The organism is Cupriavidus gilardii (assembly GCF_008801915.1).
Classification (GTDB): Bacteria; Pseudomonadota; Gammaproteobacteria; order Burkholderiales; family Burkholderiaceae; genus Cupriavidus; species Cupriavidus gilardii.
Genome location: NZ_VZOV01000016.1, coordinates 1 through 24,039, shown reverse-complemented (window position 1 = coordinate 24,039; position 24,039 = coordinate 1). Strand labels below are relative to the sequence as shown.

General features: G+C 61.8%; 22 protein-coding genes and 3 pseudogenes. 13 read left to right on the top strand and 12 right to left on the bottom strand.

Features of this window, described 5'->3' with window-relative positions; translation table 11 throughout:
* The first annotated feature begins 619 nt into the window (after positions 1 to 619).
* Positions 620 to 946, top strand: a complete 327-nt coding sequence (locus F7Q96_RS18100) for a helix-turn-helix transcriptional regulator (RefSeq protein ID WP_049768032.1) — start codon at positions 620 to 622, stop codon at positions 944 to 946.
* Positions 947 to 1,044: 98 nt separating this feature from the next.
* Positions 1,045 to 1,608: a mechanosensitive ion channel family protein gene (locus tag F7Q96_RS18095; protein ID WP_012435773.1), complete on the top strand. Its 564-nt coding sequence runs from the start codon at positions 1,045 to 1,047 to the stop codon at positions 1,606 to 1,608.
* 145 nt (positions 1,609 to 1,753) lie between these two features.
* Here the strand turns inward: F7Q96_RS18095 and F7Q96_RS27220 are convergent, their stop codons facing one another.
* The gene (locus tag F7Q96_RS27220; RefSeq protein ID WP_223819874.1) at positions 1,754 to 1,831 is read right to left on the bottom strand and encodes a YHYH domain-containing protein; all 78 of its coding nucleotides are present in this window, start codon (positions 1,829 to 1,831) and stop codon (positions 1,754 to 1,756) included.
* 297 nt (positions 1,832 to 2,128) lie between these two features.
* On the opposite strand from F7Q96_RS27220, the pseudogene F7Q96_RS18085 reads away from it, so the two are divergent.
* Positions 2,129 to 3,541 (top strand): annotated as a pseudogene (locus F7Q96_RS18085) (phage integrase family protein); the annotation flags it as partial.
* Between the two features lie 21 nt (positions 3,542 to 3,562).
* On the opposite strand, the gene F7Q96_RS18080 reads toward F7Q96_RS18085, so the two are convergent.
* The gene (locus tag F7Q96_RS18080; protein ID WP_151023054.1) at positions 3,563 to 4,732 is read right to left on the bottom strand and encodes an NAD(P)/FAD-dependent oxidoreductase; all 1,170 of its coding nucleotides are present in this window, start codon (positions 4,730 to 4,732) and stop codon (positions 3,563 to 3,565) included.
* A 625-nt stretch (positions 4,733 to 5,357) separates the two neighbouring features.
* Between F7Q96_RS18080 and F7Q96_RS18075 the strand changes: the two genes are divergently transcribed.
* Both F7Q96_RS18075 and F7Q96_RS26855 read left to right on the top strand, forming a co-directional pair.
* Positions 5,358 to 5,684, top strand: a complete 327-nt coding sequence (locus F7Q96_RS18075) for a four-helix bundle copper-binding protein (RefSeq protein WP_012435770.1) — start codon at positions 5,358 to 5,360, stop codon at positions 5,682 to 5,684.
* Positions 5,611 to 5,901, top strand: a complete 291-nt coding sequence (locus tag F7Q96_RS26855) for a hypothetical protein (RefSeq protein ID WP_162491053.1) — start codon at positions 5,611 to 5,613, stop codon at positions 5,899 to 5,901. Before F7Q96_RS18075 ends, F7Q96_RS26855 begins: the two co-directional genes overlap by 74 nt.
* A gap of 281 nt (positions 5,902 to 6,182) precedes the next feature.
* Here F7Q96_RS26855 and F7Q96_RS18070 read toward each other — a convergent pair whose 3' ends face one another.
* Positions 6,183 to 6,404, bottom strand: a complete 222-nt coding sequence (locus F7Q96_RS18070) for a hypothetical protein (protein WP_144425794.1) — start codon at positions 6,402 to 6,404, stop codon at positions 6,183 to 6,185.
* A gap of 135 nt (positions 6,405 to 6,539) precedes the next feature.
* The gene (locus tag F7Q96_RS18065; RefSeq protein ID WP_144425795.1) at positions 6,540 to 6,905 is read right to left on the bottom strand and encodes a hypothetical protein; all 366 of its coding nucleotides are present in this window, start codon (positions 6,903 to 6,905) and stop codon (positions 6,540 to 6,542) included.
* 1,421 nt (positions 6,906 to 8,326) lie between these two features.
* Here F7Q96_RS18065 and F7Q96_RS18060 point away from each other — a divergent pair.
* Positions 8,327 to 8,524 carry a hypothetical protein gene (locus F7Q96_RS18060; RefSeq protein ID WP_151023052.1) on the top strand — a complete coding sequence of 66 codons (198 nt, stop codon included), beginning with the start codon at positions 8,327 to 8,329 and terminating at the stop codon, positions 8,522 to 8,524.
* A 738-nt stretch (positions 8,525 to 9,262) separates the two neighbouring features.
* Here the strand turns inward: F7Q96_RS18060 and F7Q96_RS18055 are convergent.
* The 3 genes and pseudogenes from F7Q96_RS18055 to F7Q96_RS27490 form a co-directional block, all read right to left on the bottom strand.
* On the bottom strand, positions 9,263 to 10,336 hold the full coding sequence (locus F7Q96_RS18055) for a porin (RefSeq protein WP_151023050.1): 1,074 nt from the start codon (positions 10,334 to 10,336) through the stop codon (positions 9,263 to 9,265).
* An 894-nt stretch (positions 10,337 to 11,230) separates the two neighbouring features.
* Positions 11,231 to 11,515 (bottom strand): periplasmic Cu(I)/Cu(II)-binding protein CopK, encoded by a 285-nt coding sequence (gene copK, locus F7Q96_RS18050; protein WP_053821801.1) that lies wholly within the window; start codon positions 11,513 to 11,515, stop codon positions 11,231 to 11,233.
* Between the two features lie 555 nt (positions 11,516 to 12,070).
* Positions 12,071 to 12,746, bottom strand: a pseudogene (locus F7Q96_RS27490) (copper resistance protein B).
* Positions 12,747 to 13,066: 320 nt separating this feature from the next.
* Here F7Q96_RS27490 and F7Q96_RS18040 point away from each other — a divergent pair.
* From F7Q96_RS18040 to F7Q96_RS27215, 5 genes and pseudogenes are all read left to right on the top strand, one after another.
* Complete coding sequence (locus tag F7Q96_RS18040; protein WP_158507260.1) at positions 13,067 to 13,537, top strand: CzcE family metal-binding protein; 471 nt, start codon at positions 13,067 to 13,069, stop codon at positions 13,535 to 13,537.
* A 131-nt stretch (positions 13,538 to 13,668) separates the two neighbouring features.
* Positions 13,669 to 13,905 (top strand): hypothetical protein, encoded by a 237-nt coding sequence (locus F7Q96_RS18035; RefSeq protein ID WP_151023048.1) that lies wholly within the window; start codon positions 13,669 to 13,671, stop codon positions 13,903 to 13,905.
* 663 nt (positions 13,906 to 14,568) lie between these two features.
* Positions 14,569 to 15,460 (top strand): annotated as a pseudogene (locus F7Q96_RS18030) (HAD-IC family P-type ATPase); the annotation flags it as partial.
* Between the two features lie 101 nt (positions 15,461 to 15,561).
* Positions 15,562 to 15,939: a DUF411 domain-containing protein gene (locus F7Q96_RS18025; RefSeq protein WP_226994872.1), complete on the top strand. Its 378-nt coding sequence runs from the start codon at positions 15,562 to 15,564 to the stop codon at positions 15,937 to 15,939.
* Between the two features lie 230 nt (positions 15,940 to 16,169).
* Positions 16,170 to 16,502 (top strand): c-type cytochrome, encoded by a 333-nt coding sequence (locus F7Q96_RS27215; RefSeq protein ID WP_162491058.1) that lies wholly within the window; start codon positions 16,170 to 16,172, stop codon positions 16,500 to 16,502.
* Between the two features lie 138 nt (positions 16,503 to 16,640).
* On the opposite strand, the gene F7Q96_RS18015 is transcribed toward F7Q96_RS27215, so the two are convergent.
* From F7Q96_RS18015 to F7Q96_RS17995, 5 genes are all read right to left on the bottom strand, one after another.
* Positions 16,641 to 17,117 carry a cupredoxin domain-containing protein gene (locus tag F7Q96_RS18015; RefSeq protein WP_053821803.1) on the bottom strand — a complete coding sequence of 159 codons (477 nt, stop codon included), beginning with the start codon at positions 17,115 to 17,117 and terminating at the stop codon, positions 16,641 to 16,643.
* 69 nt (positions 17,118 to 17,186) lie between these two features.
* On the bottom strand, positions 17,187 to 18,104 hold the full coding sequence (copD, locus tag F7Q96_RS18010) for a copper homeostasis membrane protein CopD (protein WP_053821804.1): 918 nt from the start codon (positions 18,102 to 18,104) through the stop codon (positions 17,187 to 17,189).
* A 7-nt stretch (positions 18,105 to 18,111) separates the two neighbouring features.
* Positions 18,112 to 18,498 carry a copper homeostasis periplasmic binding protein CopC gene (copC, locus tag F7Q96_RS18005; RefSeq protein WP_053821805.1) on the bottom strand — a complete coding sequence of 129 codons (387 nt, stop codon included), beginning with the start codon at positions 18,496 to 18,498 and terminating at the stop codon, positions 18,112 to 18,114.
* Positions 18,499 to 18,532: 34 nt separating this feature from the next.
* The gene (locus F7Q96_RS18000; protein ID WP_053823090.1) at positions 18,533 to 19,456 is read right to left on the bottom strand and encodes a copper resistance protein B; all 924 of its coding nucleotides are present in this window, start codon (positions 19,454 to 19,456) and stop codon (positions 18,533 to 18,535) included.
* Positions 19,457 to 19,672: 216 nt separating this feature from the next.
* A complete protein-coding gene (locus F7Q96_RS17995) occupies positions 19,673 to 21,547 on the bottom strand; it encodes a copper resistance system multicopper oxidase (protein ID WP_151023046.1) in 1,875 nt (624 codons plus the stop codon).
* Positions 21,548 to 21,736: 189 nt separating this feature from the next.
* Here F7Q96_RS17995 and F7Q96_RS17990 point away from each other — a divergent pair, with 189 nt between their 5' ends.
* Both F7Q96_RS17990 and F7Q96_RS17985 read left to right on the top strand, forming a co-directional pair.
* Entirely contained in the window at positions 21,737 to 22,423 is a 687-nt protein-coding gene (locus F7Q96_RS17990; RefSeq protein ID WP_012435768.1) for a heavy metal response regulator transcription factor, read from the top strand.
* On the top strand, positions 22,420 to 23,805 hold the full coding sequence (locus F7Q96_RS17985) for a heavy metal sensor histidine kinase (protein WP_012435767.1): 1,386 nt from the start codon (positions 22,420 to 22,422) through the stop codon (positions 23,803 to 23,805). The genes F7Q96_RS17990 and F7Q96_RS17985 overlap by 4 nt, the downstream gene beginning before the upstream one ends.
* Positions 23,806 to 24,039: the final 234 nt, after the last annotated feature.

Genomic DNA, 24,039 nt, shown 5'->3' with positions numbered 1-24,039 from the left:
AGCGGGATTCTAGGGCGCTCACCTGTCGGGGGGATTACGAGATGATGACGGCGCAGTCCGCCGTCGAGTGCTTTGCGGCAGAAGAAGTTGCCTGACGAAGCGTCAGCGTTAGCTCATGGTAACCCAAGTGCTTCGGAGAACGGGCGTCGGGTTCGATGCGTTGGTGCGTAACCATTCGGCAATGTCGCCGCAATGTTCTGCATAGTAAACTTGACGCCCCGCAGTTGTCAGCGGGCCTCATCACCCTTAGTGCTCAAGCCTAGGAAGTCGCTTTCCATCAGATGTTCTTAGGCGCAGCCTCTTTCGAAGGTGCTTGTCTTTCGCGCTGCGCTTAGATCCGGGGTGTTCGTTGTCAACCCCAAAAAGTCGCAAGGACTTCGCTGCTATGCGGTCGAGACTGACGGCACTTCTGATGGCAATCTCGACCTATCAGGCGTGGGATTTCTACCACCTTGCAACGCGAACACCGGACGCTCATGTCGTCGCCGACGCAGTCGCGTAGGTAGTGGGCGGCCTCGCGATCCTTTGGTTCGTGATTCGAAAACGGTGTCGTCGTGTCAGCCCAAACCGACCTGTTTCTGAGGCGCTACCTGGCGCAGCCAAGGTACGAGGGCAGGTGATGGCGGAACGAAACGAGGTGGCAATTCAGGCGACGCGGCAGTTGTTGCAGTCGATGCTGCTGCAGTTCGAGCGCTGGAAATATACGCCATCGGAAACGGAAGTGGCGATGCTTCTCATAAAAGGGTTGACCCTTGAAGAGTGCGCTCACTCGCTAGCGTGGCATGATGTGACGGTGCGGACAATTGCCGCGGGCGTATTCGCCAAGGCGAACCTCAGCAATCGCCATCAATTTGCCGCCTACTTTTTCGGTGATCTGTTGGTTGAGCCGATCGAGCCTGCACCTCGATCAAAAACCGGTGAGTGTAGGCACGACGCCGGCATGTAAGTTGTCGCGCTTGACCTTCAAGCAAAGACCGGAACGGTAAAAATCCGATTATTGGTATCTGTGCCACAGTACGGTGCTGTGGCTGTATCTCTATTTCGATGAACAAACTTCTTCAAGCTATACACGAAAGCTTGCCGCAGTGGCTGGCAGATTGGTTCGACATTCTTGTTCCCGCTATCGAGGTCGTGCTGATTGCGGCTGGCGCATGGTTAGCAGTGCGCATCGCGCGGCGGTTGCTTAGAAAGCTGACCAATACATATTCTCTGCCAGGAAAAGTTGCGGCGCTGTCTTTGCGTGTGGTCGCGACCATCGTGTACGTAGCTGCCACGCTCTGGGCTCTGGAGCGAATGGGCGTGTCTGGAACCGTCCTGTGGACCGCATTCACGGGATTTGCCACTGTCGGGGCGGTCGCGTTTTTCGCCGCGTGGAGTGTACTCTCGAACCTGTTCTGCGCGCTCCTGATATACGTCACCGGTGCGTTCCGCATTGGGGATGTTGTGGAGCTTCTTGAGAACGGGGAAAAGCCGGGAATTAAGGGCCGTGTGCTCGACGTAAATCTCGTCTATACCACCTTACTGGAAACAACAGTCGAAGGACAAGAGGTGGTGCTGCAGCTGCCGAACAGTCTGGTGTTTCAACGTGTGCTACGAAGGTGGAAGTAACCGCAAGGGTGGCGCGGTCAGGCAAGGACGGAGACCGGCGCAAGAAGGGAAGCCCCGCTTCGCTTTTTTGAGGCCGAGCAAACTACTCAAGACCTTAAGCCGCTGGCGTCCGCGATGTCGGCGGACGCCGCAATACTGCTTGACTTCAGTGGCAGTGACGAATGCCGGTCTTGTGGTCCATATGGCAGCCTTGGCTGTCAGTCCCACCACTATGCGCCCACACGCCGCCCGACGCACAGGCCAGAACGGCCGTGAGAATGATGGTGATCCGTTTCAAGAAAGGTCTCCCTGGAGTGTTGGTTAGCGGTCTCAGTCTGCCGCAAGTTCCACACTATCATCACTGCGATTGCCAGCCCTCCCCGCCGCGGTAGGGCTGTTGCGGCTGTGTCACAACTGTCTGCGCTCGCTACGGCCAACGCACCTCAGCAACTTAACGAAAATGCTGACGGCCGCTGGCGCCCAAGTTTGTAGGTGAATCGACGCATAGCGTCCCCGCAATCCCGATGGCCTCGCCGATGGCCAGGCCATCAGGGTTCTGCGTGCTCTGCCTGCGCCGCAGCCACAGGTCACCGACGACATTGAACTGTGGCTGGCACCGCGGGCCGTGCGCGCATTGCGAGCCCACGGCATTTCCACACTGGCGGACCTGACCGTGCGCGTGCCGCGCCGGCGCCGCTGGTGGGGCGCGATCCCGGGGCTGGGGCAAGCGAGCGCGCGGCACATCGAGGCCTTCTTCCACGCCCATCCGCGGTTGACGGAGCGTGCGCGTGCCCTGATCGTCGGCGCGCCGCCAGGCGAGGTGGTCCCGTGGGAGCGGCTGAAACTGCCCGACGAGGTGGACGGCTCGCGAGGCAGCTTCCGGGCACCGCGACAGGCCTGCACGCTCGACGCATCGAACGACTACGAAGCCGTGCAGGCCTGGCTCGCCCTGCACGAAACCCAGACCACGCAGCGCGCCTATCGCAAGGAGGCGGAACGCCTGATCCTGTGGGCGATTATCGAGCGCGGTCGGGCGCTGTCGTCGCTTACGACCGAGGACGCCATCGCCTACCGCGGGTTCCTGCGGCGACCAACTCCGCGTGAGCGCTGGATCGGGCCACCGCGGGCACGCAGCGCGCCCGACTGGCGCCCCTTCGCACGGGGGCTATCGGCACGTTCGACGGCCTACGCCCTCACGGTGCTGGGCGCCATGTTCCGATGGCTGATCGAGCAGCGCTATGTATTGGCCAACCCGTTTGCCGGCATCAAAGTCCGCGGCCGCACGCGGGTCGCGCCACTCGATACCACACGTGGCTTTACTGAGGGCGAATGGCTGCTGGTGCGCACCATTGCCGATGGCCTGGAATGGTCGTACGGGTGGGACGTGCCCGCAGCGCAGCGCTTGCGCTTCATTCTCGATTTTGCCTACGCGACCGGCCTGCGGGCCAGCGAACTGGTTGGCGCGACGCTGGGCGATATCCGCACTGACGAGCGCAACGACCGCTGGCTGCACCTGGTCGGCAAAGGTGGGCGCCCGGGAAAGGTGGCGCTACCGCCACTTGCGCGAACCGCACTCGATCAGCATCTTGTACAGCGCGGACTGCCGGTGACACCAGCCCGTTGGGACCCCAGGACACCCTTGATCGCCAGCCTGGAGCAGGACAGCGTCACTAACATCACCGGCACCCGGCTGTGGATGGTAATGCGGCGCTTCTTTGGCCAGGCCGCGGACATCATCGCCGGCGACCACCCGACACTCGCCGAAAAGCTGCGCCGAGCCAGTCCCCACTGGACGCGGCATACCCACGCTACACACGCCCTCGCTCGCGGCGCGGAACTGACCACCGTGCGCGATAACCTACGCCACGCGTCGGTGGCCACCACCTCGATTTACTTGCAAAGCGACGAAGTCAAGCGGGCACACCAAATAGGTCAGGCCTTTGCCGCTCGGTAGCCGACGTCCGTGCCGACTGGCTTAGCGTGCAATATTTTCCGTTCTCTGAAGCGACCCCAGGTACAGCGAACTCCAACGGCTCTGCGCGCCGATGATCTGATCAGTAATGATGTGGGCCGCGACTGTGCCGTACACCAGCCCGTCGGTGGAGAAACCAGTGGCGATGAAAGCCCCTGACTCGTCCCGGCCGATGTAGGGAAGGCCGTCCGGAGAATGAAAGTGTTGTGCCGACCAGCGCTGAACGGGTGAACCGACAGCCAGGTATTCCTGCGCGGCCCGTTCAAGTTGAGCGAGTGCCGCGGCTGCATCATGCCTTCCCGTTTCGTGGTGTTCACCGATGCAAAGCAAGTAATGCTTGCCGTTTGCCTCCAATCCGCGGACCGATAGCCTGGGATGGGCCTGCGCCCAGAAGATGCCAGCCGGAACGGCTTGTTCGTGGAAGGCCAAACCATATTCGCGGCGCACAGCCATGCCGGCTTGCACCAAGTGAAAACCCAGCGGGGAATGGGTGGCCAGCACAATATGGTGGCCGAAGGCGGTACCGGTCCGTGTGCGAACGACGCCGACTTCCAGGTCCAGCTCGAGGGCAGGGGAGTTTTCGAAGAGGCGGGCGCCGGCGTGTTCGGCTTGCAGGGCCAAGGCGTGCAGATAGCCGATCGGATGGAACTGCGCTTGTGCCGAAAGCAGAAGCACCGCGCCCTTTGCGGCGGGCAAGCCGGGGGGCATCTCAGAGGCCAACTGCGCGTCCAGACCTGCTGCGCGCAATGCCTTCAGCTCCCCCAGTATGGTCGGCTCGGCATCCGGGCTTAGCGGATACTGGTACATCGGGCAGCGGCGGAAGCCGCTGCTCGGCCCCATCGCCTGCGCTTGCTGCTCGATCCAGGCGATCGCTTCCCCGCGAGACGCTACGACGGCGCGGGCGGTGTCCGCTTCGCACTTAGCCGCCAGCGTTTCGAGGCCACCGGTGACGGTCTGATACAGGTTACCGGTGGAGCCGCCGCTATCACCCGCGCCTACGGCACGGGCTTCGATCGCCGCCACCGACCGGGCGGTCTTTGCGAGCAGCAGGGCGGCGGTCAGGCCCGTGATGCCGGCACCGACGATCACCACGTCGACGCGCAGGTCGCCCTCAAGGGCCGGTCGAGGCCGACGCGGGCGCGTGGCCGCCCAGATGGAGATCGAGCCCATCATGCCTCCTTGTACCGAGTTTCATGGCGGCACAGGTTATCGGCGCAGGCGTCCAGGACTTCCCGACATCGCGGGTCAACGCCATGGTGCTTGCGTGCGCCGGGCGCCGTCCCTTGGTGGCGCGGCGGCACTGGCAGCCCAACAGATAGCAAAGCAGATAGCAAAGCGCGTGCCGTGATTGGATAGCCCGCGCGTGAATGCTGGTCTCAAATTGAGCGCCGGGCATCGCGCGGGAGAACGCTCGTCGGCGAAGGCAACGCGAGAAGAGGCGCGTGTGCGGGACGAACTGGTCAGCCCGAGCAATGTTGGCATCGCCCCTCCCAAGGAAGCGAATCAAACGGAGTCATCCGCGCATGACCAGCGAAATACTAAGTCGCCATAAACTCGAAGTGCCGGCAGGCCACGACATTACCGGGCTGTAATCAACGCGCAAGCTTATTCCTGAAAGATATTCCTCGCCTTGTAATTTGGCCTCAATCTTTAAGCGGAAATGAGCGCGGTCATAGCACCGTCGCGAGCAAAGGGAGGGCAAAACGTGCGAGCGCTGCGGCCTCGCGGTGCGGCCGGTCCAAATATTGCTGTGACGATAGCGGCGCCGACGTGGCGTCATCACTTCAAGGAGCCGACCATGCCGCATCAGAATTTTCAACACTGTATCGACGAGTGCAATGCTTGCGCAGTGGCATGCGAGCACTGCGCCGCCTCGTGTCTAAGTGAGCCGAACGTACACGAGATGGCCGAGTGCATTCGCCTGGATCTCGATTGCGCCGCAATGTGCCGGATGGCCAGCGCCTATATGGCGCGGGGAAGTCGCTTCGCCAAGGATCTGTGCAACCTTTGCGCGACCGCTTGCGAAGCATGCGGTGCCGAGTGCGAGCGACATGCGGCTCAGCATTGCCAGGAATGCGCTCAAGCGTGCCGGCGTTGTGCGCAGGCATGCCGCGCCATGGCGTAGCACGATCGGCTGCCAACGGCAGAACGGCCATGACGCTAACTTTTTGGCTCTCTACGGTCACGCGAAAGCCCGCGCGGACTACAGGACTGCAACGTCGCTGTCATTAAACGCGTCGGTTCTTCCGGCCGCCACCAGCGGCGACGGGATGCCGTCTCAGCGTCCGGTCGAGCATGGCGAAGACATCCCTAGCGTCGATTCGTTGCGCCGTCACCGTTGACGAAGTCGCTCATTCGTGCCGGCGGCTGCGGCGTGCCACCCATCGCGGGTCCATCGGAAGAGCCGCCTCCGTGCGAGTTGTGTGCACAATCATCTGCGTGATTGCCATCCTGGCTGTGGTAGGCATGCTGTTGATGCATAAGCGCATGATGGGCGGGCTAAGTTGTTGCTGGACCGGCGGCCGCGTAGTGCGCCGGATAAGGGCGGTGGCCGCCTAGTTGATGCCCGCCCGGAGATCGCTCCGGCGACCGCGCGCACGCAGCGCACCGGAGAGCGGCTGGGTTACTTGGTCTGATCCATCATTTCGCGACACTTTTGCATCATGGCGTCATGGTGGCGCAACATCGCCTTGGAGTCGTCCGGCTTCTGTGGCTTGTGTTGCTGCGCTTCAGCCCGTTTGGCGGTACGAGCGCTTTCAATCACATCCCAGTTCGGCCCGGCGACGGCCGACAGGGAGACTCCAAGGGAGACGGCGCCCACGAGAGCGTGGAGTAGGGACTTCATGATTTTCCTCATTCGGTGTATGCAGCTCGCCGGCCAACCCAAGAGAGCGGCCGGCAACGCCGCTGATGTCCAAGTCAGACAGGAGCGTGCTGGTGAGACGCCACCAAGTGCGGCATCCCTGTGTGGCGGATCGCGCTACACACGGTTCCGTTTGGGCGGGCGCTCGAGACGGGGCGGAACGATGGAGCGATACGCGAATTCCGGATGCGCGACCAACACGCTGGCCCATGCATCCGTGGCCCATCCGCTGGCCCACGGCGTGCCTGCGAAGGCTGCACACGCGGAGGCCGGGCAGGGAAGACGACCGGCACAACTGGATTGACTGACGCAGTCATGTTGACTGCTGGTATCGACACTGGCTTGCCCCTCTTGAACAAGCATGTGTGTCAGCATTTGGGCGATGCCGGCGATACAGCAACTGTCCAATGGCCAGGCGTGCGCGCGCAGGGGCAAAGCCAGTGCCAAGGTCAGCAGCACGATGACACGCAAAAGCTGATTCATAGGCTTACGCATTGGGCCCTCCGAGCCGACGCGCGATAGCGTCGTCGCGGCGAGCAGGTGTCCCGCCACGGCGCGTGGTGCAGCCATGGCGTGATCGCCGACATGCCGTCCTCATTTGTACTATGGACCTTTTCACGGGGGTAAGGTTAAGCAGTGCGTGGGTCGCATTCGCGCAGCAATTGAAAAGAACCGGAAGCGGTAATGCAACGCGCAATTGCTACGCGTCGGGGCTGCGTGGGAAGCCAACTGACAGTGAGACGCCCCGTGGTACGGGGCGATCGGATTCAAAACCGTCGATGCATAGATGGTCCGCTTCCTGCACTGAGCCGTAACACGCAGTCACGCCACGGATCCGAGCCTTCGGATGTCCAAGCTTTTGCAAGCCGGTCCCCGAACCCGTAGTGAGATGTCCATGTCGCGCTGGGCTTGCGCGGTACGTTAGCCGACGGTCGCGCATCCACCCAACATGACCGTGATCAGCAATAGGATACGCATAATGTCCTCCTTGGTCGTACAGGGAGATACCAGCGGGCGAACCATGGGCGGGTCTGTGGCTCGACTGACAAACCAGCGAAGCGGTTTGCAAACGGCAATGCGCTACCGTGAATCTAGGTTTTTGCTGCGCTCACGCCAAGATTTCCTTTTCATAGAATGACGGCGCGGCGCCGGCGCTGATTCCGGGACCATCAGTCCAATCCTGATCGGCACTGCATTGGTCATCGGCTTCAAGTTGCGCCACGGCGCAGACGCAGCATGTCGGCGATTTCTCGCGTGTGAGGCCTGGAGAGAAGGTGCCGGTCGACGGCATCGCGAAGTAGGGACCAAGCAACCACCGCAAGCCGGCGCTCCAGGCACGCGGACCGACTTCAGTTACGGGGCCTAGGATGGGCTCCGCGGCGAACCTGCGCGGCCCCGTCGCGGTGTGCACGCCTGCGCCAGCAGCAGCGCGGTTTTCAAGCGGCCGGCTTGCTGGCATTCAGGCTTTTGCATCGCGGATAGGGATTTCCGTGCCGCTCCAGCAGGGTCCAGACTGGGACACGGCTGTGCGCCTTCAGCTGCGCACGCCGCCCAAACTGCGCTCCGAGATGGGTTGGGCATGCCGAAGCCTTGTCGTAGCCGAGATCGGCAAACGGTGCGCGGCAGCAATCGTTATGTCGCCCAGAAGAGGTAAGAAATGCCGCGCACGACTAGCGCCGCCCCCAAAGTCGTAGGGCATTCCATGCAGGGACTGGTCTGGATGGCCCAGCTGGTAAAGGGGGCCTCATAGCCGTCAAGGAAACTAGGCATCGCCTTATGGCAAACCCGCGACCAGTGTCTTACCTTGACGACTCTGCGCTGCCGGCATTGAATGAATACTGAAGCCCGTCGCTGCGAGAGCGGAATCATCCGCCGATTCAGTCCTGGGGGTTCTGGAGACAACGATGCTGACACCACATGAAGTTGCCACACTCATGCTGATCGAAGACGCAGCACCAAATGTCGCCGACCTCGATCGCGCGACGATCGAGGCATTGGTTGAGCGGCAGTTGGTGCATCTGGAAAATTTGGGTTACGGCGATCGTCTCCACATCACGACGCGGGGCAACGACATTTTGCATGTCCTCGCGCGACTGCATTAGCCACGCTATGCTGGCCTGCAACCGCGCATACGCAGCTAGGCCACGCGCCCGCGTTGCGCAGCAAACGCCGCGATATGGCTAGACCCTAGTTCCCCCCAATATCAGCGGCACGCGTGTAAGCGTCAGGGCCACCGCCCACAGCGAGTCGCTCGGCGGCCCGCGTGGGCCTGTTGGCGGCGTTGGGCATAGCCGCCGAAGTCGCCGTATGGTCAGGCACGCGCCGCCAGACGGCACGTCCTCAGCAGCCCGATACAGCAGGCTTGGCGCGATAACAGCCGTGATGCCTTTCGCTTCCGGTAGTTCCCGGAAATGGCCGCTCAACTCAACAGACGATCGTCCACCACCTGTCCCCATAGAGTCCAGGCAACTATCCAGGACGTCAGGCTACCAGATATCGATGGTCGGCGCGTTCGGCGGACGATATGCGCATTTATGCAGGCGTTTCGCCATTCCGTGGCACGCGCACCGAGTCCGAAAGCGTGGGGCTGGGGCTTTCCATCACGCAAGCCATATTGGTCGCATATGGTGGCCAGGGTTCGGCGGAATCGTCGGACGGCACAACGCGCTTCTGACGTTTCCTCCTGAGCGAAACACGGCGCGCAGCTAGGGGCGTTTGGCTTTAACCCCGTCGCTACGGTCCGGAAATTTTTTCATGAAGTAGCCACGGCGTTGCGGTCGGTGGCTGCTTGCCCTTCGCTAAAAGGACCGTTCGACTTTGAGTTCTTTGAACGGTTAGGCTCAAAACTTATGCCGCACTCCCAGCACGACGCCGGTTTGGTTATCGCCCGGCACGACGTTGACCGGGGCGCCACTGCTGGCGTTGAAGCCATTCAATCCCAGCTGCGAGCCACCCTTGTTTCGGACATAGCCGACATTGAAGTACACGTCGGTGCGCTTGGAAAACGCGTAGTCGGTCGAGGCGACGAACATCAGCGGATCAGCGTCGGAACCCCGCACATCCGTATAATACGCAGCGCCGGTGAGCGACAGCGCCGAGCTCAACTGATAGCGCACGCCTGCCCAATACAGATTGGAGCGCATCGCCGTCGCGGCGCTTGAGATATCACCGTTGAGCCAACGGTAGCCGGCATACAGCTTCGCCGGGCCGATCCCATAGCTGATCCCCACCAGCGCCCGCCGGTCCTTCCGCCCCTGTGACGCAACGGTCAGCCCTCGGTACTCGTCGTACAGTGCGCCAACGGAAAGCGGTCCGGTCGCATACATCAGACCGGCACTCATCTCCCGGTCTGCTTTCGGCTCGCCGGGGACCTCGCCGCCGCCAGTGCGGCCGAAGCTGTACAGTGCCATGGCGGTCAGCCCGCCGAATGTGCCTTTGTACTTGACGGAATTGTCCGCGCGACCAGCAATGGTATCGTCGCTCTTGAAGAGCGAATATCGCGGCGCGAAACCCATCGGGTCAAACTGAATGGCGGTGTCGTATAGCACCGTCGTCTGGCGACCAAGGGTGAGTTGACCATATTGACTGGACAGACCGACCAGCGCGCCCCGGTCGAACAAACGGCCAGCGCTGCTCGATTGGGCAGTATCGAGCGAGAATCCGCTCTCGAGTTCGAACACCGCTTTGAGGCCACCGCCGAGATCTTCCGTGCCCCGCAGGCCCCAGCGCGAGGTCGACATGTTGCCAGCCGACATGCGCACTTGGTTGCTGCCCCCGCTCGATGACGGTACATTCGACACATACTCGATCCCGACATCTGCGACGCCATATAGCGTGACACTCGTCTGGGCATAGGCGCCCAGCGACAGCGACCCAAGCAGCATGCCCGCGGCAGTAATTCCTTTTCTTTTCATAGTGTCTCCAGCCCGCCATGTTTTTTGGAATTTGGTAGGCCACTGAAGTCTAGTCAGACCAAGGTTACTGCGACATTGCAAGCCGGTTACATTGATCCGGGACGATGCAACTTCTGTCGACCGCAGCGGTCGCTGCAACGAGCAGCGCAGCCGGAAAGAACCTGGTTAAGAAGGGGAAGGGTGCGTGACGACGCGCCCCTTGATGTCGAGCGTTGTCAAAAATGACACTACTGCCATGTCTCATAGTTTTCCTGATAGGCCCGCCGCCTAGAATCGTGGGCGCTGCAGTAGGCAAACGCGACCGAGCAACCCTTGAGCATGTCACAGCGCGCGGCTTACCATTACATCGCGCGACGGGTCACATCCCACATCTTTGAGGGAGACTTCGATTGAATGGTATCCAAGCCGGCTTATGGGCGTTGCGGGTCGGTGCGAGGGCTTCGGCGTAGGCGCAAGCAGCCATCCTGGATCTTGATCGGCGCCTGCCGCTTTCACGCCGGGTGGCCCGGCCGAGTCGCCCCCCTGCTGAGTGGTTGATCGACGTCGGGGCCGGTCCAACGCAACATGGTGCCGAACGCTTGTCGCAGGAAGAGATTGTGTGCTGGTACTAGACAGTTCCGGGAATGAGCCGGCCCGGGTCCCAAGATAACGCCGGGCACGCAATGCGTTGTACGCGGCCGGTATCGCCGCGGGTTTATGGGTATGGTCGTCATGCCCAACACTGCAGGTGTCCCGGCCCCTCAGCGTGTCCGTCTACCCTGAGGCTAAATAGTGCATCCGCGCTCATCTTGGGAGAGGGCTGAGTAACGCTGACATTGGTAAGGCACGGACTAGCTCTAAAAAGCGGACGCCTCATGGGCGCCCGCTTGCGCTGGCCAATGTCAAGTCGCCCGGTTAGCCGCCTTCGCGGTGACCCTGAATCAGTGCGTCCTCGAGGCGGAACACCTCGTTGCCCTTCATCAGGATCTTGCTGCCGTCCTTAGTTTCCATGACCTTGCCTTGTGGCATGTTGACGGCCTTCCCGTACTTGTTCTCCATCCCCATCTTGCCGTCCTTGAAAACGTGGACTTTTGAACCGTCCTTGAGTTCATAGGTTTTCACGACAGTGCTCAGATCGGTCGCGGTCGCGGTAAGCGATACCGCGGCAATCAGACTTGCAACAACGAGTACGCTTTTCATCTTCAAGGTCTCCTTTCGCTCGATGGCCCAGGTTAAGACTGCGTTTGCACGTGCTGAAGCGCGTGTCGAAAGGGCGCGTCAAGATCACTGCGGTGTCGGCGGTCGGGGCTCGCCGCGGTCACGTTTTTGCCGCCTCGCATCTCGCAATGGCTTCGCTGGGTCCGAGTCGGCGCAGTCGCGGCGCCGTTGCCATGATTGAATAACCGGTGCCGCGGCAAGCGCGTATCGCCGGGTTTCCCTGTCCCGCTGCGCCGCACAGTACAGCAACCCAATTGCCCATTTCTGGTCCACGGTAGGCCACATCGCGGGCGGGGTAGCGGCCGGCCCGCCGTCGCACTGTTGCCACTAGCGGCTACTGAGATTTCGCGTGGACTTCCGACCGAGCTAAATGGCGCGGATCGAGCCGGGCGCGATCCTCATTGCTGTACCACCGAGCACGACTAGCAACCTTCCGACGTTCATGGATCATTCCTGGGTTGGCGACTCATGCCAAGCTGCGCAGGCATGGCAATGCAAACGGGACTCAGACTAACGCCACAAGCCGCCGCGCCCATATTAGGGCCGCCGCGTGACCATAGTCGCCATTCTATTTGCACGCGATTGGCCTTGGTAAGCTGGATACGAAATGTAATCACACGGCAAGCTGGCGGTTAACCACCCGCGGGCCAGCACCTGACCAGCGCCTGAAATGCGTTCAGAACCAGATGCGCCCGCTGGCAACGATTTGCTTGTCGGTGGTCCGCTCCCCGGCGCGAGCGCAAAATCGGCGGTATTGCCCAGCTTTTTGCCCCAAACCACGCCGAGGTCGGGGGCGAACTGCCGTCGGATTTCGTATCGCAGTCGCAAGCCAAGCTTGAACTCGGACACGCCGCTGCCTATGCCTCGCGCCGCAACCGGCTCGCCTGGAGTTCCGGCGTCAACCGCAGGCGTTGCGTGAGGCGGATATCGTAGGTAACACGCAGCCGGGCGACAGCGCGTCCGGCCGACCCTAGATAAGCCGTGGCTTCGATATCAACCAGTACGGTGCCCGACCTTGCACGCCAAAGGCGCCCCAAGTGCGCGGCGGCTCATTGCCAAAGTCTTGGCGCACCCCGAGTTATCAATCCCAGAATGTCGCAAAGGCGTGCCCCCACAATGCCTCAGCTTTTGCCTCCACCGTGTTGCCGTACATATGCGTGCCTTCCGATTTGACCCATAACCGGTTCAGATCCCGACCGACCCAGGCCAGCATGTCCTTAGGCTTGGCGTCGTCTAGACCACGACCGCCCGAGTGTTCGAGATGCTAGTAGCGCTTGTCTGTGCAAGCCACGCGTATCGGCCTGGGGCTCGATCGCCGACAAGTAAGGGAACTCTCAGTCCCTGTGGCCCATGCCAGACGGGCGTTGTCGGAGAACCCTCGCTACTTCACCATGGCACCAACCATTTATATCGGCGCCCGCGACAAGCCGCGCCACTTACGAGGATGTAATAGTCGAGTAACGCTTCGGAGAGGCGCCCCTGCCTACCATTGTGCTCAAGAGGTTCTACCTCGAGACGTCAATGGAGAGCTTCATGAAAACCAAAACAACTGCGCTCACCGCGCTGTCCATCGTTACCCTGATGGCCACTTCCACGGCATGGAGTGCGGACAAGGCCAGAACGAACGCCGGCGATAACTGGGCCGAGCACGTCCAGCGGCAAGCCGCCGAGCCGGTCGGCACGTCGCCCGCTCCGGGCGTGGCAGCGGCAACGGCTAGATCGGACGCCGCCACTTCGTTGGGACCTCAGGCGGCGCTTTTCGGCAGTCCCGCTCAGGCCAACACGGCATCACGGGCGGTCACGCTTACGCCAGGACTGAAATCCGTGCGCGTGGCCTCCGGCGACACGGTCACGTTCCGGAGCGGTGCTCAGGAGATGGCCTGGACGTTTGCCGAGTTCGTTCACGGCAGCACTGTCGATCTCAGCGTTCTCTTTCCGGCGTTGTCCAATGCAAAGGGCGTGCGGGTCTACATCGAACGCAGCCAAATCTTCACCGGTGGCTGATGAACTAAGGCAGCGCTGCAGCCAACGAGCGAGATGACGCGCTTGTAACGTCGCTGTCAGCTCTTGGTTCGGTGCTACGCGCTAGACTGAACTCATAGGCTCATCGAGCCCTTTCCAATAGGAGAAACATTATGCTGAAGTTGAAGAGAACCGCTCTTGTGGCACTGACCGTTACCACGCTTGGCAGCATTGCTGGCTTCGCCCATGCTGGTGTCAATTCGCCGCGCGATCCCTTTACCGAAGGGGCGCACGCGATGGGTACGCGCGATCCGTACACGCACGGGGGCCATACCACGGGGACGCGCGATCCGTTCACCGATGGCAACCATGCGGCCGGCGATCGTGACACCTTCACGGACGGCGCCTAATCTTGCTGCAGCGGGGCTGCTCATACCGGACTGGCCCCGAAGCGAGGCCCAGTATCGCGGAATCCCTTTCGCGACACCGGGCGTCGTTCGTTTCTAATGATGGCACCGCGGCCCTGCCGGATACTACCCTCTGCGCTGCCTCCTGGAATTTTTCTGGGTGCGACACTGCGCACTGCCCGTCAGTGTTGATTTCGGCCTCCCAAAATGCTTTCCTAAGGCTAGACCATCACCCCGTATGCGGTAGGGGGCGTATTTTGAGCCATCGTCCCACTTGACTTTCCCACGACGGGGACGCGTATGCTGCCCTGCTAAGGCAGTTACTCCGATCGAATACGCGAGTTTCGGGCTATGCGCGTGCGCCGACGGTTGCCACTGCAGATGACATCGGTCTGGCCGCCACGGTGCTTCGCGGCCGCTGCTGGGCGGCCGCAGCGGTTGATCGTGCATCAGTTTCACCGTATAACCGATGGCCTGCCTGGCGTTCTCCACGGAGCGGCTGGCCTGGCAGCGCCACGACAACAAGGAGTCAGTCAAGCGAGCGTGTCATCGGCGCGACGATGAATGCGGTTCGGCAGGCTAGTCATTCGGTCCGACAAGGTGGGCTCGCAAACGGTGCTGTCGCAGATCGTGCAAATGGTGGCTCAGGCGCAACGATGCTTCCGAGCGCGCATTGGGGCGAATGACTTTGCGGACGAGCAGGTTCTGCGTCTGGCGGCGAGTCTTGACCATGGCAGCGAACATCCGCTGGTTGCGGCCTTGGTGGAGGCTGGCCGCGCCCGTGGCCTGGCGCTGGTGAACGCGGAAGACGTTGAGCCGAACACCGGCATCGGCATGCGCGGCGGGGTAGCGGGCACGACGATGGCGATCGGCAATACCGCGCGGATGCAAACCGACGGCAGCGCAACTGAAGCGCTGCAGGGGCCGATGCATTGCCGGCGCAAGACACGAGTGTCATGTATCTCGCCGTCGATGGTCGCCTTGCCGGCCTGCTGGCCGTCTCGGATCCCATCCAGAGCTCCACGCCCGAAGCGCTAGCCACCCTCAAGGCCGAAGGCATCCGAGTAGTCATGGCAACCGGCGTCGGTGTGGCCACCGCGAAAGCGGTCGCGGCAAAGCCGGATATTGCCAAGGTTCACGGCGACGTTAAGCCGGCAGACAAATTGGAACTAGTCACCGGGCTGCAGCAGGGCGGCGCCGTCGTTGCCATGGCCGGTGATGGCATCAATGATGGGCCGGCGCTCGCCAAGTTTGATGTCGGCATCGCCATGGGAACCGGTACCGATGTCGCCATGCACAATGCGCAAGTGACGCTGATCAAAGGCGACCTGCGCGGAATTGCGCGGGCCCGGCCGCTATCGAAAGCCACCATCCGAAACATGAAGCAAAACTTGGGCTTCGCGTTCCTCTACAAAGCGCTCGGCGTGCCGTTGGCGGCCGGGGTACTGTACCCGTTTACCGGGTGGCTGCTCTCGCCTATGATTGCCGCGCTGGCGATGAGTTTGAGTTCCGCGTCTGTGATTCAAACGCGTTGCGGCTAAGGCAGACCAATATTTGATAGCGCAGTGGGTGCCGCGTCGCGCTACCAGCCACGCATCGCCATCGTTTTCTTGGGAGTATCGATGAAACGTATCCTGGCTGTCGCGTTGCTCGCCGTCGGTGCAAGCTTGCTATGCTGCATCGCCGACGCTGACGGTCTATAAAGACCCCGACTGCGGTTGCTGTGAAGAGTGGATCAAGCATGTCAACCAGGCAGGGATCCGAACCAAGGTGGTCAATTCGCCCGACGTTGCGGCAACGAAGAACAAGCTCGGTGTCCCGGCACACTTCGCCTCTTGCCATACCGCCGTAATCGACGCTAGCGGCCAAGTGGTGGAGGGCCACGTTCCGGCAACGACGATCCAAAAACTCGCTGCCAAGCCATCGATGAAAGGCGTCGCGGTACCCGGCATGCCAGCCAACTCCCCTGGAATGGGGCAGATGGACGGTAAGCTGGTGACCGTCGATTTTGCTGGCAGGCCGTTTTCCAAAGACTGATGGCCGAACTGGCGGCGCGCCAGGCGCTGCCGGTCAACCGATATGGCACAGTCAGAAAATTCGCGCTGGCGCATCGCCGCATGGTTGGCGTTAGGCGCTGCCGCCGCCGTCGCCGTTGCACTGCAGACCAAACGTTACCTGGAGGCCGCAATCGCCGATAAGCGGCCCGCCTCGGCCCGGCAGCTACGCATCGATGCGTCGGACGCCGTACGCGTGCGCGCGGCAAGCAGCTGTATGCGCAGGCATGCGCGTCCTGCCATGGCGCAAAGCTCCAAGGCCGGGCCAACTGGCGCGAGCGACTTTCCAATGGCCGCATGCCAGCGCCCCCGCACGATGCTTCCGGGCATACCTGGCACCATGCCGACGCGGTGCTCTTTGCGATCACCAAGCATGGACTGGTTCCAGGCGTCACCGCGCCCGCAGGCTATGTGAGCGACATGCCGGCATTCGATCGGTCTGATGACGACATTGTGGCGGTGCTGGCCTACATCAAGAGCACGTGGCCGGACAAGGTGGAAGCGGCGCAGCGCGAAGTCACCGATCAGCATGCGAGCCAGCCATAGCGCCGCGCCCGGAGTCCGCTATACCAGTTAGAGAGCCGAGCAAACCTTGGGCCCAGCTGGCAGCTGGCAGCTGGCAGTTGGCCGCTGGCAGCGGGGGAGCGGGGCCGGCCACGCGCTCGTGTCGAGGATGCTCGATTGTTATCTGACGACGATCTTGCCCACCATGCCGGCCTCGAAGTGACCGGGCACCAAGCAGGCGAAGTCCACCGTCTCAGGCCGAGCGAACTGCCAGACGAGCGTGCCTTGCTGTCCGGGTGCCAGCGTGACCTGATTCGGGCCAGCATGCTTGTCTGCCGGCATGTTGCGCATCATCTGCGCGTGTGCCTGCAACTCGCTGGCAGTGCCGATGATCATTTCATGGTCGACTTTGCCGAGGTTACGCACGACAAAGCGTACCGTCTCGCCGGCCTTTACGACAATCGCCTCGGGCGTAAAGCGCATCGTGTCGCGCATTGCCACGTTCACTGTACGCGTTACCTTGTCGGAATCGCCAGGCTGGCCTGCAGCGGATTTGATTGCGGCGTCATGATGGGCATGATTGCCCTCCATACCGGCGGCAGTCGCCAGCATCGGAGACATGCTCAACGCCAACAGTAATGATTTGATCGTCTTCATGACCTCTCCTTGGCGGTGGACGGAGGAAGGGGACGCAGGTCGTGCAGTGCATCGGGCAACCTTGGCATGCTACGCGCCAGCGGGCGACAGGATGCCGAGCGAGGCAACCAAGGCCAGAATCAGGGTGGCGGCACTGGTTTCGAACATCAGGCTGCGCCGAAGGGCCCGAACGGCGCCGGCCTGGTCGCCCCCTTGCATGGCGCGCTCGAGCCGCGGGCTCAAATGAATGCGATTGGCCGCGGCCAGCGCGAGCATTGCACCGAATAGCGCCAGCTTCATCACGAGCAGCCCACCGTACGACGTCAGCGACAGTTCGGGCAACACTGGCCCCACGATGAGCCCGTAGTTGACCGCGCCGGTGATGGCCAGGGTGACGACGACGAGAGTCCCAATGCGGGCGAATCCGTTGGAGGTGCGGCTCAGAAGGACCACATTCTGAGGCGCGCTAGAGGTGTGCGACAACAGAACGAAGGCGAGAAGGGCGCCGACCCAGGCTCCGGCGGCGATCAAATGGGCAATATCGGACGCAAGATGGACGTAGCGGCGAACGCCATCGTCCATGGCACCATGACCGCCCCAGGCCAGGGTGGACAACGCCACGCCGCCCGCCGCAGTTAACACCGCAAACTGAAGCGTCGGCCACCGGCGGCCAAACAAGGCTATCGCCACGCACAGGAGCAGCGCAATGAGCCGCATCGCCCAGGCCGCACCAAAATCGGTGCCGGTCACGATCATTTCGAAGACATGGCTTTGCAGCTCCGAGTACGCCGATGCGCCGGTCATGCCTTTGGCCATGATGGCAATATTAGCCAATGAGAAGACGACGCCAATGGCAGCGAGCGCCGTGCAAATAGCGACAAAGCTCGTGCCAAGTCGTGACGCCATCTCGTCACGGCGCAAGGCGTACAGCCCGAACAGCGGCAGTCCGAACAGCGCCGCTAGATCGACATAGAGCGCGAAGCGCACCGCAACCGTTGTCCAGTCCATCAGTGGATCACTTAACGGTGAAAGCGATATTACCGGTGATCGGATGCGTGTCGGACGACACGGCGCGCCATTCCACCCGGTAGCTGCCCGGCGCCAGAGACTGCGCTGGGGTGATGACCATCGTCTTGGGATCGTCGCTGCCAGACACCTTGGCCGCAACTTTCATCGGCGCATGGTTGGCCATGCCCGGCATGCCGGGCATGACGAGATTGGCGCCGGAAAATTGGGTCGCCAGGTTCTCCGAAAACTTCAGCTCGATCTTCTGCGGAGCCGACACCTCTGCCTTGTCCGCCGGTGTGGATGAAACGAGCTTGGGGTGCGCGAAAGCAGCAGAACTAGCCAGTACGGCAGCGGCAGCCAGCGTGGCACGAAGGGTAAAGCGGGGCGCTTGCATGATGAACTCCGATTACAGATTTATAGATAGTTGCTTAGAACCACATCCGGACACCCGCCACAAAGCGAGTTTCGCCACTACGGCCGCCTGAGGCGCGAACCATGTCGGCGGTATTGCTGAAGGTCTGATACCGCTCGATACCGATGTACGGCGCGAACTGGCGACTGAACTCGTAACGCAGGCGCACGCCGACCGCGCCGCTGGAAAGCCCGCTGCCGACGCCGATCTCCCGGTCGTTCTTGCCATACAAGTTTGCCTCGATTCTCGGTTGCAGAATCAGACGCTGGGTAATGAGCAACTCATACTCCGCGGATAGGCGCAGCGCGGTGCGACCCTCCGTGCCGACATAGCCGGTAGCGTCCAATTCGAACCAATACGGTGCCAGGCCCTGCACGCCGAATGCCAACCAATTCCGGCTTGGTCGTCCGTAGCCGGCATCGTTACGGACACCGAGCTGGGTGTCCCAATACGTTGCGATCGAATGACCCCAGAGCAGTTCGGTGCGGGCCTCGTGGATCTTGCGCTTTTCCGCCTCGCCCTCGGCCTTGATGACGAGCTTGTTATACGTGCCGCCGATCCACGCCTGTGCCTCGTAAGCAGCGGCATTGCTCTCGTTGCCTTTGACCCATTCGAGCCGGTCGACCAACACCGAAGCGAACACGTGCTCGTCTGCCATATGGAGCGATCGCGCGGGTCCGATGGCGTATTTCCCTACCCCGAGCTGGTAGCCACCGGAATATGCATGCGGATCGCGTGCGTCAGCCGGGGGGCTGCCGCCTTGCATCTGCATGTCGCCATGATCCATGTCTGCCGCCTGGCCGTGGTCCATGCCTTGCATCTTGCTGTGGTCCATGCCCTGCATCTGGCCGTGGTCCATGCCTTGCATCTTGCTATGGTCCATGCCTTGCATCTGGCCGTGATCCATGCCCTGCATCTTGCTATGGTCCATGCCCTGCATCTGGCTGTCATCCACGCCTTGCGTGCCGGTAGGCTCCCTTTGCGGGCCTGCTTTCGGCGCCGGGCCAGCGCTCTCAGCGACACCGCGCGCAGTCGGCTCTGCTTGACTGTTCGGTGTGTGGGCGTGCTGAGCCCAAGCGGTGCTCATGCCTGCCGTGGCGAGTAGAGCGGCCAGTATCGTGCTTATTCTGTTGTGCATGTTCTTAGTCGGTTAAGGTCAGGCCACCACCACTTCGCGGAACATCCCCGCGTCCATATGCAACATCAAGTGGCAGTGCCAAGCCCATCGTCCCAAGGCGTCGGCGGTGACCAGGAAGCTGATTCGTTGCGCAGGTTGCACGGCAATGGTGTGCCGGCGCGCTTGGAACGCACCATCCGGCGCCTCCAATTCGCTCCACATGCCATGCAGATGCATCGGGTGCGTCATCATCGTGTCGTTATGCAAGATGACGCGCAGCCGTTCGCCATACTTGAAGTAGACCGGGGTGGATTTACCAAACTCGACACCGTCGAAGGACCACGAATAACGCTCCATATTGCCGGTCAGGTGCAATTCGACTTCGCGCCCTGGGCCGCGCTGGTCCAGCGGACCGCCGATGGTATGTTGGTCGGCCAGCGTCAGCACGCGACGGCCGTTGTTGCGCAGGCCGATGCCGGGGTCGTCCAGGTTGGTGCGCGCCATGTCGACCCGCATATCCGTGCTGGCGCCGTATTCGGTCCTCGCGTGCCGCGCCTTGGTGCTCGGGACCTTGAGCGATGCGTCAGCGCCCATGCTGTTCATGCCGCCCATGCCGTGCTGGCTGTGGTCCATGGCCATTGCGCCGTGTCCCATTGCTTGCATGCCCATGGAGCCATGGTCCATGCCGGCGTGGTCCATGCCCTGCATGGCCATACCACCATGATTCATGCCGCCCATTCCACCCATGCTACCCATCATGTCGGCCATGGTGAGCCACTTGGGCTTGTCCAGCGCAGGCACCGCGGCCACCAGGCCCTCTCGCGTGGCCAGCGTGCCACGGGCGTAGCCGGTGCGGTCCATCGCCTGCGAAAAGATGGTATAGGCCTCGTCCCGCGGCTCCACGATGACGTCGCAAGTCTCGCCAGCGCCGAAACGGAACTCGTCGACCGTCACCGGCTCGATGTTCTGCCCGTCAACCTGGAACACCTTAAGCTTCAGGCCAGGAATGCGTACATCGTAGAAGGTATTGCCTGAGCCGTTGATGAAGCGCAACCGCACCTTCTCGCCGGGCTGGAACAGACCGGTCCAGTTGCCGGCCGGCGTAACGCCATTGGTCAGATAGGTCAGGGTGGCACCGGAGAGATCTGCCAGATCGGTCGGATTCATCCGCATCTGCTGCCACATCTTGCGCTTGGCGAGCGCACTCTTGATCCCGTCGTTCGAGACGTCGCGGAAGAAGTCGATCGCCGTGGGCTGGTTATAGTTGTAGTAGTCGCTCTGGACTTTCAGTTTGGAGAGGACGCGCATCGGATCCTCATCGGTCCAATCCGACAGCAGCACCGTGTAATCGCGATCAGCCCGGACGCCGTCCACGCCGCTGGCCGGGTCGATGACAATGCCGCCATACACGCCGGTCATCTCCTGAAAGCCCGAATGGGAGTGATACCAATAGCTGCCAGTCTGCTCTACCTTGAACCGGTAGGTGAAGCTCTCGCCCGGCGCGATACCGGGAAAGCTGATGCCTGGTACGCCATCCATCTCGAACGGCAAAATGATCCCGTGCCAGTGAATCGAGGTCGGCTCGCGCAGCCGATTGGTGACCCGGATCGTTACCGTGTCGCCCTGCCGCCAGCGTAGCGTCGGCCCGGGCAACATCCCGTTAATGGTGGTTGCCACCCGCGGGCTGCCCGTAAAGTTAACCACCGACTCGCCAATCACGAGGTCGAATTCGGTCCCCCGCAGCACCGGCGCCGTCCCCGACGCGGCACCTTGCGGCTTGTCTGATGCTTGGGCCCACGCGATGCCCCCAAGACCGGACAATCCTGCCATCACACCCCCCGCAGCCAGACCCTGCACGAAGCGGCGGCGCGGTAGGTTGGCCAGCACAATGCCAGACTGTCGATCACGTCCCATGAAATAGTCCTTTTTGCTTGAATGGCCGCATCGGACAGCGGCAAAGAGAGAGTAACGAGGACGAGGCTACCGACAACTTACCTGAACATTACATTCCGGTAATGTCCGGGCCACTCGGAGCAGGGCTGCGTAGACTCGCCATGGGCTGACCCAAGCGCAGCCATACAATCGGAAAAAGGAAGCTCGAACATGAAACTGCTCGTCGTAGAGGACGAATCCAAGACAGGCCAGTACCTGCGCCAGGGATTGACCGAGGCCGGATTCGTTGTCGACCTGGTTGGCAACGGGCTTGATGGACAACACCTGGCGCTCAACGAGTCTTACGATCTGATTATTCTCGACGTCATGCTGCCGGACCTCGATGGCTGGAGAATTCTGCTGAGCCTGCGCGCGGCCGAGAGCGCGGTTCCGGTCTTGTTCCTTACTGCCCGCGACAGCGTCGCTGATCGGGTCAAGGGACTGGAGCTCGGCGCGGACGATTACCTGGTAAAGCCATTTGCATTCTCCGAACTGTTGGCTCGCGTCCGGACGCTGCTGCGCCGCGGCACTGTGCAGATGGGGCTGGACCGCATTCAGGTGGGCGACCTGGTTCTTGATCTTAGTCGACGTCGCGCTTCGCGCGGAGGTCGCCGGATAGCGCTGACCAGCAAGGAGTTTGCGCTGCTCGAACTGCTCGCCCGCAGGCGGGGAGAAGTTCTGCCCCGCTCGTTGATTGCGTCCCAGGTGTGGGATATGAACTTCGACAGCGACAGCAATGTGATCGACGTTGCGATTCGCCGCTTGCGAGCCAAGATCGACGACGACTTCGACGCCAAGCTGATTCAGACGGTGCGAGGCATGGGGTACGTGCTGGAAGCGCCCGAGGGGCAAGAATGAAGCGCCGTATGTCGCTGACCATGCGGCTGACGTTGTTGTTTTCTCTGACGTCGGCATTGGTGCTACTTGGCCTCGGAATACTGATCTGGCTTTCCATGGACCGGCATTTTGCCGACGAAGATTATGTGGTGCTTGGGGACAACGTTCGTCTGATTCAAAAGATCGCTCAGGAGCAATCCAGCACGCACCTGCCGAGCCGTCTTGCGGAAATGGTGGAACATCACCCCGGTTTTGTCGCCCATGTGAGCACCGCGAAAGGTGACGTCATTTACCGCACCAATGGGTTCGATTTTGGCGCCATGCTCAACGTTATTGGCCGGCTTGGACCGGATGAGACGACCTTGAGCTGGCAGCAGGGAGACAAGGAATACCGAGGTATGCGCGCGCACGCGACAGTGCCCGGCGAGTCGGTGCCCTTGGCGGTGATGGTCGGCATGGACACCGAAATCCATGCCCACTTTATGCACGCGTTTCGTCGCTCGCTGGCCTTCTATACCACGTTGGCGGTGCTCGCCAGCGGCTTGTTCGGCTGGTGGGCAGCCAGGCGCGGTCTGGCGCCGTTGCGAACGATGGCCTCTCGCGCCAAGGGTGTCACGTCGAATCACCTTGACGCCCGCATGCCCGTGGAGACCGTGCCGGTGGAGATGGCCGATCTGGCGGCGACGCTGAATGCCATGCTCGAGCGCTTGCAGGACGATTTCCGGCGATTGTCCGAATTCTCGTCCGACCTGGCTCACGAATTGCGCACGCCGATCACCAACCTGATGACCCAGACCCATGTCGTGTTGTCGCAGCCGCGCGAGGCCGCCAAGTACCGCGACGTGTTGGCCTCCAACGCCGAGGAGCTGCTGCGCCTTGGCCGCATGGTGTCCGATATGCTTTACTTGGCCAAGATGGAGCACGGCATCACGCTGCCCAACGAGGAGTCGATCCATGTCGGCGACGAGGCCCGCGCGCTGTTTGATTTCTACGACGCCTTGGCCGAGGACAAGGGTGTGCAGCTGCGCCTGCAGGGCGACGCCAGCATCGTGGGCGATCGCCTGATGTTGCGCCGCGCACTGAGCAATCTGCTGTCGAACGCACTGCGGTATACGCCCAGCGGCAAAGCGATTGTGATCAAGGCATGCGAGCAAGACGGCGGCGCCACCATCGTGGTCGAGAACCAGGGCGAGGGGATCGATCCCGAGCTGTTGCCGTCGTTGTTCGACCGGTTCTTTCGGGCCGACAAGTCCAGGGCGCGCGCTGATTCGGACAGCGTGGGGCTTGGCTTGTCGATCACGCAAGCCATCATGGTGGCGCACCGCGGTGGAATCTCGGCTGAGTCGTCAGGCGGTCTCACCCGCTTTATTCTGACCTTCCCGCGGCGCCAGCCACGAGCTTAGGGAGGCCGGTCCCCCATGGCGAGCTGCGAGGCACGTGCTGATGCCAGCAAGATCGGCATACTGTTAGGCCATGTGCCGGATCCCGCTGCCAATAGCGACGCTATTGAGATAAGTATCCTTATCGTAATAGCCAGTTCGCTGCGCTAAACTGGCCCCCATGAAATCACGCCTGACCCTACCTAACTCCACATCATCCGCCAGCACGGGTATGGATACGGCCCCGACCGATGCCTC

What these genes read in the sequence shown, in the direction of transcription:
- F7Q96_RS18100 (WP_049768032.1), top strand. Translation starts at nt 620, where the DNA reads ATGGCGGAACGAAACGAGGTGGCAATTCAGGCGACGCGGCAGTTGTTG.
- F7Q96_RS18095 (WP_012435773.1), top strand. Translation starts at nt 1,045, where the DNA reads ATGAACAAACTTCTTCAAGCTATACACGAAAGCTTGCCGCAGTGGCTG.
- F7Q96_RS18080 (WP_151023054.1), bottom strand. Translation starts at nt 4,732, where the DNA reads ATGATGGGCTCGATCTCCATCTGGGCGGCCACGCGCCCGCGTCGGCCT.
- F7Q96_RS18075 (WP_012435770.1), top strand. Translation starts at nt 5,358, where the DNA reads ATGCCGCATCAGAATTTTCAACACTGTATCGACGAGTGCAATGCTTGC.
- F7Q96_RS26855 (WP_162491053.1), top strand. Translation starts at nt 5,611, where the DNA reads ATGCGGCTCAGCATTGCCAGGAATGCGCTCAAGCGTGCCGGCGTTGTG.
- F7Q96_RS18070 (WP_144425794.1), bottom strand. Translation starts at nt 6,404, where the DNA reads ATGAAGTCCCTACTCCACGCTCTCGTGGGCGCCGTCTCCCTTGGAGTC.
- F7Q96_RS18065 (WP_144425795.1), bottom strand. Translation starts at nt 6,905, where the DNA reads ATGAATCAGCTTTTGCGTGTCATCGTGCTGCTGACCTTGGCACTGGCT.
- F7Q96_RS18060 (WP_151023052.1), top strand. Translation starts at nt 8,327, where the DNA reads ATGCTGACACCACATGAAGTTGCCACACTCATGCTGATCGAAGACGCA.
- F7Q96_RS18055 (WP_151023050.1), bottom strand. Translation starts at nt 10,336, where the DNA reads ATGAAAAGAAAAGGAATTACTGCCGCGGGCATGCTGCTTGGGTCGCTG.
- copK (WP_053821801.1), bottom strand. Translation starts at nt 11,515, where the DNA reads ATGAAAAGCGTACTCGTTGTTGCAAGTCTGATTGCCGCGGTATCGCTT.
- F7Q96_RS18040 (WP_158507260.1), top strand. Translation starts at nt 13,067, where the DNA reads ATGAAAACCAAAACAACTGCGCTCACCGCGCTGTCCATCGTTACCCTG.
- F7Q96_RS18035 (WP_151023048.1), top strand. Translation starts at nt 13,669, where the DNA reads ATGCTGAAGTTGAAGAGAACCGCTCTTGTGGCACTGACCGTTACCACG.
- F7Q96_RS18015 (WP_053821803.1), bottom strand. Translation starts at nt 17,117, where the DNA reads ATGAAGACGATCAAATCATTACTGTTGGCGTTGAGCATGTCTCCGATG.
- copD (WP_053821804.1), bottom strand. Translation starts at nt 18,104, where the DNA reads ATGGACTGGACAACGGTTGCGGTGCGCTTCGCGCTCTATGTCGATCTA.
- copC (WP_053821805.1), bottom strand. Translation starts at nt 18,498, where the DNA reads ATGCAAGCGCCCCGCTTTACCCTTCGTGCCACGCTGGCTGCCGCTGCC.
- F7Q96_RS18000 (WP_053823090.1), bottom strand. Translation starts at nt 19,456, where the DNA reads ATGCAGGGCATGGACCATAGCAAGATGCAGGGCATGGATCACGGCCAG.
- F7Q96_RS17995 (WP_151023046.1), bottom strand. Translation starts at nt 21,547, where the DNA reads ATGGGACGTGATCGACAGTCTGGCATTGTGCTGGCCAACCTACCGCGC.
- F7Q96_RS17990 (WP_012435768.1), top strand. Translation starts at nt 21,737, where the DNA reads ATGAAACTGCTCGTCGTAGAGGACGAATCCAAGACAGGCCAGTACCTG.
- F7Q96_RS17985 (WP_012435767.1), top strand. Translation starts at nt 22,420, where the DNA reads ATGAAGCGCCGTATGTCGCTGACCATGCGGCTGACGTTGTTGTTTTCT.